This window comes from Bdellovibrio sp. NC01 (assembly GCF_006874625.1).
In the GTDB taxonomy this organism is placed as follows: Bacteria; Bdellovibrionota; Bdellovibrionia; order Bdellovibrionales; family Bdellovibrionaceae; genus Bdellovibrio.
On sequence record NZ_CP030034.1, the window covers coordinates 2,628,106 to 2,639,686 of the forward strand.

Consider the following 11,581-nt stretch of genomic DNA (forward strand, 5'->3'; position numbering starts at 1 on the left):
GTTCCATGGCTCTGCTTGCCCGTTCTGTGTCTTATGTTTTGCGTGTCACTTTGTTAGGTTTTTTCATCCGCGCAGTGGTGGCCGTTTATCTTAATTACTGGAACTTGCAAGCGCCTTCGACGATTTCGCAAACGTGGCAGCCTTATTTGTACGGTTGGCATTTTGATCTCGCGATGGCGGGTTTTGCGTGGTTCTTGCTTTTCGGTTCCCAACAAATCTTCAACTGGAGCAAAGGCACATTCAGATTCTTTAACTGGGTGCTGATGCTGATCTATGTTGTGTTCGCAACAACAGATGCCCTTTACGCCAAAGAGTCTGCCCGTCACGTTTCTTATGAAGTTTATAACTTGATGTCGATTGAATCGACGATTCCTGCTTTACTGGCGCGCTTCTGGTTGCCCGTGTTGTTCGCTCTTTGCGCTGCAAGTCTTGCGAACTGGTTTACTCGTCCTTCATTTAAAGAAGCACGTGGCTTGTTCTCGCGTGTTTTTTCATTCTTATTCATCACGGCGATTTCATTAGTATTCATTCGTGGCTTTGAAGGTATTCCACAAGATCCGTCATGGGCTTACCGCGCGGGTGGCGAAAGTTCTGGTGCGACGGTCGCCTTGAATGGTGCTTACGGTATCACGTGGGGTATTTTCGCCGGAAAAAAATCCAGCAAAGAAAATATCGTTGTGCCTGCCGAAGTTAAAAGTGCTGACATTTTTAACGAATGGCGTGCTCGCCGTGGCATCAAACAAGCCATTGGCAATTTTGACGGCAATATCGTGATCGTTTTCCTTGAAGGTTGGTCAGGTATTCTAGTCGACAAAAAGGCAGAAAATGGAATTGAGATTCTGCCGTTCTATAACTCTTTAAAAAAGCAATCGATGCATCCCGAATTGATGCTGGCTGGTGGTCACAGAACGACGGAAGGTTTGTTTGCAAGCCTGTGTTCGCTTCCGAATCCTCCCGGCAAAAGCATCATGTTCACAGAGATCGAAAACAAACCTTTCGTTTGCCTGCCGCAGTTGTTAACTAAAAAAGGTTATTCTTCCGCATTCTTCCAAGGTTCTGATCAATACACTTCAGGTGTGGGTCTTTTAGTTTTAAAAACAGGTTTCCTTGCTTCTTACGGCAAACGCGAAATTCCTGACTGGGAGAAAAAAGAACTCAACGCCTGGGGCGTCTTCGACACGGACTTGTACAAATTTGTCGAATCCAAAATGGATACGATGCAAGAGCCCATGTTGATTGGTATCAACACCAACACAACTCACGATGTGATCTTGCCAAAAGGTGTGACGACGGATTTGGGTATTAACAACATCCATTACGCCGATTCTGAACTGCGCGTCTTTTATGAAAATTTAAAGAAAAGAAAATGGAAGAAGGATTGGTTGTTGGTTTTAGTGGCCGACCACACTTCTTATTCACCGAACGGTATTTTCGAAAACTACGCGATTCCGTATTTGATGAAAAATCACCCGGTCAGTGGGTCAAAAACAAAAGCTTTATTTAAAGACACCGAAGTCAAAGGCGCCTTCCATCAAAATGATATTGCCGCAACTTTGGCTGACTTAACTGGAGCGAATGCCCCTGAATTCCTAGGTCGCTCTATGCTTCGTCCACAGGACTTCAACGATGGCACAAGCATCTTCCACTTGGGTGAATCGGCGTGGTTTAAAAATAACTGGGCTGTTGTTTTCAACATCAGAAAATACCCTGAATACAAATGCTTCGACTGGCGCAAAGACATCACGTTCAGAACTCCAATGACATGTCCTGCAGATGGCGAGCAGATGTATAAAGAAGGCTTAAGCTTCGTCAAAGAGTCTCAAGAGCTGCTGTTTAAATAACTTCCGCAGATACGCCCTTAAGCTAGATTATGCAATCCATTGGATAATGTTTTCACTTTATCCAGTCTAATCAGGAAATGATAAATCGCCTATATTAACTGAACGAACAAAGAAAGGACTGTTATGAAAAAACTCCTCTATGCAAAACAATCAACAGACAGTCATTGGGTTGGCGATGGCTTTCCTGTGCGACAAATTTTCTCTTATAGTGATCTTGCGAAAGACATTAGCCCGTTTCTTTTGATGGACTACGCGGGACCAGCAAACTTCCCTCCTTCTGAACATCGTCGTGGTGTTGGCGAACATCCGCACCGTGGTTTTGAAACCGTCACGATGGCTTATGAAGGTGAAGTTGAACATCGTGACTCGGCAGGCGGTGGTGGTTTGATTCGCTCTGGTGACGTGCAATGGATGACGGCGGCATCAGGTCTTGTGCATCAAGAATATCACGGCACTGAGTATGCGAAAAAAGGTGGCCCGTTTGAGATGGTGCAACTGTGGGTGAATTTGCCTCGCAAAGACAAAATGACGAAACCACGATACCAAGGCATCAGCACGACAGACATTCCGGTGGTGAAGTTAGCCAACGATATGGGACACGTGCGAGTGATCGCCGGTCAATACCAAGATGCCAAAGGCCCAGCGAAAACGTTCACACCCATTAATTTGTGGGATGTGCGCTTGAAAGCCGGCGCGACTTTGGAAATCACACAACCAGCAGGTCACACAACAACTGTGTTTGTGTTAGCGGGCGAGGTGAAAACTGCTGAAGGCGAACTTTTACGAGATGCCACACTTGGTGTTTTTGAAAAAGACGGCGACCGTTTGACGATCACTGCAACTCAAGACACAAAAATGATGTTCTTGGGTGGTGAGCCGATTGATGAACCGATTGTAGGTTATGGTCCGTTCGTGATGAACTCGATTGGCGAAATCAAGCAAGCGTTCATTGACTTCCAAGACGGCAAGATGGGAACCATCGGCCAAATCGAAGGCTCGGAAGTTTAAGGGCCGGAAGGCCGCAGTGTCGGCGCGACGGCAGTCGCAAAGGCTGGAGCAACTCGAAAATAAAAAAGCCGCAGACTCCCCATCTGCGGCTTTTTTATTTTTCAATATTTTCAATTCAAACTAGTAAGCTTCGCAGCGAATTTCAGCTTTGCAGTACGTTGAAGACACGCTGTCGTTGCAAGATTTACGAGCGTTGTACTCTGCTTCGATGAATGATTTGCCATCACCTTTGTAAGTGCGAGAAACCAAAGAATCCTTCAACACACAGATGACACCTTGGCGGACAGTTTGTTCTCTTTCATCCGAACATTTGGCAGCGGCATTACAGTATGTTGAAGACACAGAGCCCGCACATGATTGGCGAGCATTGGCTTCCGCTTCAATGCGTGTGCGACCTTTACCCATGAACGCACGTGATACTAACGTGTCCATGATAAGACAGGCCTGCTCCGTAGGTTGAGTTGGATATTGCGGATATTGTGGAGGACGTTGTGCTTGTTCTAAATTCACAAGGCGTTGATTGAGCTGATAAAGATTTGCTTCAAGTTGACCCACGCGCGCTTCTAACGTGCGAACACGTTCTTCTGTTTGACCAGATCCTACACCTACTCCAGCACCAGGGCGACCCGGAACGATTTGCGCTTGCGCAGTTGTAGCTCCAAGTAAAAGTGCGAATGAAAGACCAAGTACGATTGTATTTCTAAGAACTGCCAACATTGTTTCCCCCGGTGTTTTGTACTTTCCTCCCCAATGAAGAAAGTACTAACGTCTAGAGCAAACGTCGGGCCAGCGACATTGGTGTCATCAAGACACCATTTTTTCGACCAGAGCAATCCCCACAAAATCGTAGCGATTCGATACATTTGCGGCATATGGGAGTTCATTAAATCCTCGTCATACCCTTAAAAAACCGGTTAAAAAGCCGATAAGTTCAGAGTGAAAACTTGTACGTCTCTTGTATCCATTCTGGTTTTTCTATTCTGTTCGCTATCCTTAGCGTCGCCGAACTCTTTTAACTATCAAGGTCGTATCTTAAAAACGGATGGCACTCCGCTAGAGTACGCTCACGTCAGTTTTCTTTTCGAGATCACCAATCCAACTGGAACTTGCGTAATCTATCGAGAGCAAGTGGATGACGTAAACATGGTGAATTCAAAGGGTGTCTTTGACGTTCCGATCGGTACAGGAACAAAGCTTTTCCCCGCTGACCCGACCTTTAAACTTTTAGATGCCTTCAAAAATTCAACGGTTCAAAATTGTTCGGGAGGCTCGACTTACACGGCAGCCTCGGGTGACACACGTTTATTAAAAGTGCAATTTCATGACGGCATTGGTTGGAAAATCATTTCACCATCCAGCGAAATTCGTTCGGTGCCTTTTGCAGCTTATTCACTTTCTGCCGAAACATTGGGTGATAAAAGTGCTTCCGATTTTATTTTAAAAACAGGCGTGCCGACTTGTGCCGCCAATGAGTTTTTAAGCTGGAATGGTTCGGCCCTTTATTGTTCGCCGGTCAGTGGTGCAAGTGGTGGGACCGTGACCAATGTCAGTTCCGCGAACGGCTATGTCACAATCACAAATAATACGTCCACGCCCCTTGTGACTTTGAATGTCGGTACAACTTCAGGAACGGTGGCGGCTGGTGATGATGCGCGCTTTACAAATGCGCGCACTCCAACGGGTTCTGCTGGCGGAGATTTAAGTGGCACTTATCCCAATCCAACTTTAGCAAACACAACGGTCAGTGCTGGCAGCTATGGCTCTGCAACTCAGGTCGGAACTTTTACAGTCGATGCCAAAGGCCGCCTGACATCCGCATCCAACACGGCGATTACATTTCCAGTCACTTCAGTTGCAGGAAAAACTGGTGCGGTGACACTTGATTATGGCGACATCAACAGTGCTGCTTCAAAATATCTGACTTACAAACCAAACAATGTCGCGTGTGCAGATGGCCAAGTGATGAAATGGGTCGCGGCAAGTTCACGCTGGGATTGTGCGAATGATACTGACACCAATGCAGGCGGCACGGTTACGAATATCGCGACCGGCACTGGTTTAAATGGTGGTCCGATCACAACCACGGGAACTATTTCTTTGGCAAATACGGCAGTCACTGCGGGCTCTTACACACGAGCTAATATCACTGTCGATGCGCAAGGCCGCTTAACCTCCGCAAGCAATGGTGCCGCTGTAAACTTAGCCAGTGAAATCACGGGAACTTTGCCCATCGCAAATGGGGGCACAGGACAAACAACTGCAACATCGGCCTTCAACTCTCTTTCTCCACTAACGACAAAGGGCGATGTCATCGCGTTTGATGGTTCGAACAATATTCGTGTGCCTGTTGGATCTAATGGCCAAGTTCTTTCGGCGAACTCAGCTCAAGCGTCAGGTTTACAATGGATCACTCCAACAAATGGCACCGTAACAAATGTCACGGGCACAGCTCCGATCGTTGTTGCGACGGGATCAACGACGCCAGCTATTTCGATTAACGATGCGACGACATCTACGAAAGGTGCTGTTCAAGTGGGTGCAGGTCTTACGGTGTCTTCAGGAACGATTTCTGCAGATCCGACAAATTTCCCTGCGACTGTACCGGTGGCTAAAGGTGGTACGGGTACAACATCCTTCACCGCAGATCGTATGATTGTTTCTAATGGAACGGGTTCAGCCTTGACTACATTCAACTGTGGTGTGGGTCAATTGATCACGTTCAATGCCTCGGGTGTGATGGGATGTACAAACTATTCAGCGTCTGGTGTTTTTGCAAACGGCGGCAATAGTTTTGGTGCTGATGGATCCATCGGAACAAATGATGCATTTGGATTGAATATCGAAACGAACAATACAACTCGTATGTATGTTAATTCATCGGGCAATATTGGGATGGGGACGTTGACGCCAAGCTATCCTCTTTCCGTCTATCGCCCGTCCGCTAGTTCGACCGTGAATATCGAAAGTGGTAGCAACGGTTTAGCGGCACAAACTCGATATGCGGGATTGACCGCTGCAGCTGCAGCACAAGTCTATGGAACTGGCGTTAATTTATCGAATGGCAATGGCGGTTATGAACTCTACGACTACACCGCAAGTGCCAGCAGAGTTTACGTCGGCACCGGTGGTCACGTTGGTATCGGAACAAATTCACCCACTTCGCGTTTAACGGTGCAAGGAGCAAGCGGCTCGCAAGCACTTATGCAAATTCAAAATGGTGATTTCGTAAATGGCACTACCGGCTCTGGTGCTTACCTCGGCACAACGAGTGGCACTGGTAGCGTCAGCTCCATGGTTCAGGCATTTATCGGTGGTAACGTCACTGCGGCTCCATTTTTAATCAACCCATTTTCAGGCAACGTCGGTGTCAATGTGGGCATTGGTACAACTGTCGACAAACCGCTGGTTGTGAATGGTGATGTCGCAGTTGGCGTCACTAAATCTGCGGGCGTGCAAGGCTACGGAAATGCATTGTGGTTCCGCGGTGTCGAATCAAGTACCGACGAAGTGTGGGCTTCAAAATTCGTGAATGCCACGGATCAAACATATCTACGCGTCAACATCGGCGATGAAGGCAGTGACTACTTTGTCTTGGGCTACTCTGTTGGTGGGGCTCCGGGTGGTGCGTGGACGAATGCCTTTTATGTCAAAATGGATGGTAACGGTTGGATGGCTGGTACACTCGGTCAGGCCTCAGACAGACGCCTTAAAAAGAACATTCAACCGATCGAAAATTCACTTGAAAAAATTCTGCGCATTGAAGGTGTGACATATAACTGGATTGATCCACACAAACCAGAAAAACAAATCGGTGTGATCGCACAAGAGGTTGAAAAAGTTTTTCCTGAAGCCGTGGCTGAAAACGTCGATGGCTATAAATCAGTGGCTTATCAAAACTTGGTGGCGCCGATTATTAATTCGATTAAAGAGCTTTATGCTTTGATGACGTCAGAAAATCAAAAACAAGATCGCGAGATTGCTTCATTGAAGTCTAACAACGCGGCTTTAAACTCGAAAGTTGAAAGCCTTGAAAAACAAAACCAAGCGCTTAAAGAATCATTATGTCAGATGAATCCGAAAGCGAATGTCTGCAAATAAAAAAGGCCCCCACTTCTGGGAGCCTTTTTCTTTTTTAAATACTACACACGAGCATTCAAGAATTCGATCAAGCATTGCACCGGTTGACCGCTGCCACCACTCGACAACAACGCACCTTGGACTTTATCAGTCCAAGCGTAAACGTCTAAATGCGCCCACTTCTTACCGCCCACAAATTTTTGTAGAAACAAAGCCGCAGTGATCGCACCACCGAAACCTCCACCCGAGTTTTTAAAATCTGCGAATGGCGAAGACATCTCGCCCCAGTATTTTTCAAACAACGGCATACGCCAGTTCAAATCACCGGCACGTTGACCCGCACGAGTCAGTTCCGTCGCCAATTCATCGTCGTTCGAGAAAAGACCTGCGATTTCAGAACCCAAACCCACTTTAATTGCACCCGTCAAAGTGGCAACGTCGATGACGTATTCTGGTTCGTCAGCACCTTTTGCAGTGCAAGCCACATCCAAAACGTCAGCCAAAACCAAACGACCTTCAGCGTCTGTGTTGTCGATCTCAACACGCAAACCATTACGTGCCGTGATCACATCACTTGGACGGAATGATTTTCCATCCACAGCATTTTCAGCCAAGGCCAAATAGAAATCCAAAGGACCTGGATAATTTGCTTCTGCTGCCCACGCGGCCATCGCCAAAACACTGGCTGCGCCACCCATATCTTTTTTCATCAAGCGCATGCCGGCTGAAGGTTTGATATCCAAGCCGCCCGTATCAAATGTGATCCCTTTACCAACGAAGGCCACCGGCTTCATTTTTGATTTTTTAGCAGGACGGTATTTCAAGTGAACCATGCATGGACCGTTGTCAGCACCCTGACCAACCGCCGCGTGCAAGCCCATACCTTCTTGAATCAAACGGCGTGTATCCCAAACCGCTACTTTCAAAGTCGACGGGAAAGAAAGCTGTCGAGCAGCAAGGTTTGCGAAAGTTTGCGGATTCAAATCATTCGGTGGCAAGTTGACCAAGTGACGAGCTAAGTTTACGGCACGCGCACGCGCCATCGCATCTTTCAAAACAGATTTATCAAGTTCGCCCAAAGTTTTACGAAGTGCGACACGTGGAAGATCAAGCAACTGCTTTCCGTCAACAAACTGACGGAAGTTGTAAGGAGCGATATCCAAACCAACCAAAGCACCCAAATCCTGTTCAGCTTCTGTACCATGGAATTCGATTTGTACGGCCTTCAAGTGATGAGCCTTGAATTGATTTACTAAGCCACCAAATTGATCACGCGCCCAAGTGTAAGTCGCTTCATCGATCAAGCCATCATGACCCACAGAGTTTTTAGAACGTGGACGAAGAATCCATACCGGCCCTTGTTGACCTACGAAATAGATGAACTCGCGCTCTGATTTATGCAACGATTCTGATTGCCAGTTCAAAGAGTGATCTTCAATCAAGCTTTTTACTTTGTTTGAATCATCAACACCCAAGAAATAGACGAAACCAGTAAGTTCACCTTTAACTTTAAGTTCCTTACCGAAATCGAAGGTTTCAATCCAAGATTGAAATTGTAGTTTATTAGACGCTGATTTTTTCACCGTCTTTTTTGGAGCTGCTTTAGAAGCTGCTTTTTTTGCCACGCGATCCTCACTTTTAGTTTGAGCTTAGCCTTTAAAAAACCATAAAATCATAATATGACGTGGACAGAGACCACAAATTTAAAATTTTGCTTACTCAATGCAGAGAACTTGTTTCTGCTGTTTGATGGTGAGCCAACGCCTGAGTTGCTAAAGCTGAGTGAAACTCAGTGGCAACGCACGAGTATCTCTGTATACGAGAATAAATCTCTAAAAAAATGCCGTGATATTGCGAAGTGCCTGATCGACATCAACGCCGATATCATTATGCTGTGCGAGGTAGGCGGTTTAGAGTCACTTAAAAACTTCAACAAACTCTTTATGAATGAAGCCTATTCACCAGTATTGGTTGAGGGAAATTCAGATCGCAATATCGATGTCGGTTTTTTAATTCGCAAGAACCATCCCTATTACTACGACGTTCTTTCTAACAAAAGCCGCCCCATCAATTACCTCTACCCGCACGAACGCCAAAGCCTTGAACACGGTTATCAAGTGAAAGGTGGCAAGGTAACGACGAGTCATAAGTTCTCACGCGATGTTGCGGAGCTAAGATTATTTATGAACGACAAAGAAAAGCCGTTCATGATCATCCTGTTGACTCATTTAAAATCACGCCTGGATCCGGAACGCATTGATCCCAATGGTTTTGAAAGAAGACAGGCAGAACTTCGAACTCTTTTAGAAATTTATAAAGAGCTGGAAGCAGTTCATCCCAATGTGCCTATTATGATTGCAGGCGACTTCAATGGAAACGCCAGTATCACGGGAACTGATGAAGAGTTTAAAGAGATTTACACGACAACCAAGCTTCAAGATGTTTTTGAAGTTGCGCAATTACCTGCTGAAAAACGCGCCACTTTTTATCAAGTTAAAAACAATACGCGCACAGAAGGTCGACAAATTGACTTTACGTTTATGTCACCGTTGATGGCGCAATACTTAAAAGCGCAAAGCGCGTTAGCGTATCGTTACAAAGATGAATTCGGAATGGAACACAGCATCCCGCATAATATGGAGGCCAAACTTCGACTTCCGAGCGATCACTATCCCATTGTCTTTGAGATTGAGAATCTGCCAATTCGGTAGTAGCATTTTCCCCATGTCGACGCAGAAAAGTGTATTTCCAGAGTTCCAAATCACAGCCAAAGTTGTGTACGTTCCTTCAGAATCAAGACCCGAACAGTCTTATCATTTTTTTGCTTATAAAATCGCGATCACTAATTTAGGAAGCTCCCCTGCACAATTGATGAGCCGTCACTGGGTCATCACGGATGCCTTCGGAACAAAAGAAGAAGTGCGCGGTCCTGGCGTCATCGGCATTCAACCTAAAATCCAACCTGGTCAAACTTTCGAATACGACTCTGCCTGCCCACTTCACACAAACACTGGCAGCATGAAGGGTCGCTATTTCATGACCGCTGAAAACGGCGAAAGTTTTACAGTGGAAATCCCTGAATTCTATTTAATCGCCCCTATGGCGATTCACTAACCGGCGGCAGCCGGCAGTGCTGGAGCGACGGCAGTCGCGCAAGCTGGAGCAGCGCTCCGCAGCACTGCAGCCGAGGTCTAGTTTTTCGACAACTCCCCTGGCTTTTCGCTCCAGCTGTGATATTTCCTTCGCCGACTTCGGTGGAGGACTACAATGGTTTGGTTCAAAAACTTAAGAGAACTTCTTGGAACTCGCGTGCAGGAGCCTGCGAAAGACATGTGCCTGTGCATGGTCGTTTCTGAACAAGAAGGTGCGGAAATCTGGATTAACGGAGAACGCACGAATTACGTCACACCGAAATTAGTCGCCATTCCCAAAGATGAAAGTGTTAATGTGGAAGTTCGCTTAGTCGGTCACCTTGATCACAAAGCGGTCGTGCGCAGTGCTCACAATTTAACTTATTATTATTGCAACCTAGAGCGCATTCCCCTGAAACTAATCCCCGGGGGACTTTATGAAAAGCAAACAGCTGCCTATCTTTAAAAAAACCGAGCGTCTGATTTTACGTCCGCTTGAGTTGTACGATTATGAAAATTGGGCGCAGGCTTATTCATCAATGCGCCCTCCGCAAAATGAATGGGATGAAACCAACTGGGTTGATTCCGAACTGACTTTAAAAAAATTCAAAGAACTTTTGAAAAAACAAAATCTTCTGCGTGCCCAAGATAAGTTTTATGAATTCGGTATCTTCAGAAAAGACGATGGCATGTACATCGGAATGGTGACTCTGATGGATATTTCGCGCGCGATTTTTCAAAATGCCTATTTAGGTTATCGCATCTTCAATAATCACTGGAATAACGGTTACGCAAGCGAAGCCTGCGAAGCTGCGATTCATATTGCCTTTAAAGATTTAAAACTTCATCGCATCGAAGCGGGAATTTCTCCGCAAAATAAAGCTTCGATTCGTGTCGCGAAAAACATAAAACTCCGCAAGGAAAGCTTGAGTCCTCGCCGTTTGTACGTTCATGGGAAATGGCAAGACATGGTTCTGTACGTTGCAACTTGCGAAGAATTTGGATTTAAGTTTAGACAGCCAAATAAATTAACTGCGCGATAACAGCGCTTTTCGGCGCAGTTTTTGAACCATGACAAGTTCATGAAACTTCTCTGGAGCCTCGTGGCTCTTCCTCTCACAATAGGAGCTAAGGCTGTCACCATTTAAAAGGAGGATCCTATGGCAGAACCATCAAGAGAATTTGTGAATGACATTAAGTCTACTGGTAAACAAGCCCTCGACACAGGCAAAAGCATCTACAACGATGCAAAGTCTGAAATCAAATCTAAAGCTGAAGACATGCAATCAGATATGAGAAGCATGTGGGCAGATCGTTACGATCAAATCAAAAGCAGAGCGAAAGACGCTTACTCTACTTCTGAAGACTTCGTAAAAGATCACCCTGTAGCAACTGTGCTTGGCGCTTGCGCTATCGGCTTCGTTGCGGGTCTTCTTGCTCGTCGCTCTCGCGATTAATTTATTAAAGAGCGAAGGTGCTGCCTTCGCTCTTTCTTTTAACTCCAGAAAATTTCTAACACTGAGG

10 protein-coding genes are annotated in these 11,581 nt (G+C 46.0%); 8 read left to right on the forward strand and 2 right to left on the reverse strand.

All coding sequences use genetic code 11. The features are described 5' to 3' along the window. Window positions 1-5: 5 nt before the first annotated feature. Both DOE51_RS12575 and DOE51_RS12580 read left to right on the forward strand, forming a co-directional pair. Entirely contained in the window at window positions 6-1,841 is a 1,836-nt protein-coding gene (locus DOE51_RS12575; RefSeq protein ID WP_142696909.1) for an LTA synthase family protein, read from the forward strand. A 123-nt stretch (window positions 1,842-1,964) separates the two neighbouring features. Then, window positions 1,965-2,849 (forward strand): pirin family protein, encoded by an 885-nt coding sequence (locus DOE51_RS12580; RefSeq protein ID WP_142696910.1) that lies wholly within the window; start codon window positions 1,965-1,967, stop codon window positions 2,847-2,849. 120 nt (window positions 2,850-2,969) lie between these two features. Here the strand turns inward: DOE51_RS12580 and DOE51_RS12585 are convergent, their stop codons facing one another. Continuing rightward, window positions 2,970-3,566 carry a hypothetical protein gene (locus tag DOE51_RS12585; RefSeq protein WP_142696911.1) on the reverse strand — a complete coding sequence of 199 codons (597 nt, stop codon included), beginning with the start codon at window positions 3,564-3,566 and terminating at the stop codon, window positions 2,970-2,972. A 219-nt stretch (window positions 3,567-3,785) separates the two neighbouring features. Here DOE51_RS12585 and DOE51_RS12590 point away from each other — a divergent pair, with 219 nt between their 5' ends. After that, window positions 3,786-6,947, forward strand: a complete 3,162-nt coding sequence (locus DOE51_RS12590) for a tail fiber domain-containing protein (protein ID WP_142696912.1) — start codon at window positions 3,786-3,788, stop codon at window positions 6,945-6,947. A 41-nt stretch (window positions 6,948-6,988) separates the two neighbouring features. Here the strand turns inward: DOE51_RS12590 and DOE51_RS12595 are convergent, their stop codons facing one another. Next, window positions 6,989-8,551, reverse strand: a complete 1,563-nt coding sequence (locus DOE51_RS12595; RefSeq protein WP_246845076.1) for a leucyl aminopeptidase family protein — start codon at window positions 8,549-8,551, stop codon at window positions 6,989-6,991. A gap of 108 nt (window positions 8,552-8,659) precedes the next feature. Here DOE51_RS12595 and DOE51_RS12600 point away from each other — a divergent pair, with 108 nt between their 5' ends. From DOE51_RS12600 to DOE51_RS12620, 5 genes are all read left to right on the forward strand, one after another. Next, entirely contained in the window at window positions 8,660-9,637 is a 978-nt protein-coding gene (locus tag DOE51_RS12600) for a hypothetical protein (RefSeq protein WP_246845077.1), read from the forward strand. A gap of 13 nt (window positions 9,638-9,650) precedes the next feature. Beyond that, window positions 9,651-10,040, forward strand: a complete 390-nt coding sequence (gene apaG, locus DOE51_RS12605) for a Co2+/Mg2+ efflux protein ApaG (protein ID WP_142696914.1) — start codon at window positions 9,651-9,653, stop codon at window positions 10,038-10,040. Window positions 10,041-10,193: 153 nt separating this feature from the next. Next, complete coding sequence (locus tag DOE51_RS12610) at window positions 10,194-10,523, forward strand: hypothetical protein (protein ID WP_142696915.1); 330 nt, start codon at window positions 10,194-10,196, stop codon at window positions 10,521-10,523. Further along, a complete protein-coding gene (locus tag DOE51_RS12615; protein ID WP_142696916.1) occupies window positions 10,495-11,100 on the forward strand; it encodes a GNAT family N-acetyltransferase in 606 nt (201 codons plus the stop codon). Before DOE51_RS12610 ends, DOE51_RS12615 begins: the two co-directional genes overlap by 29 nt. 117 nt (window positions 11,101-11,217) lie before the next feature. Then, the gene (locus tag DOE51_RS12620) at window positions 11,218-11,514 is read left to right on the forward strand and encodes a YqjD family protein (RefSeq protein ID WP_142696917.1); all 297 of its coding nucleotides are present in this window, start codon (window positions 11,218-11,220) and stop codon (window positions 11,512-11,514) included. Window positions 11,515-11,581 lie beyond the last annotated feature (67 nt).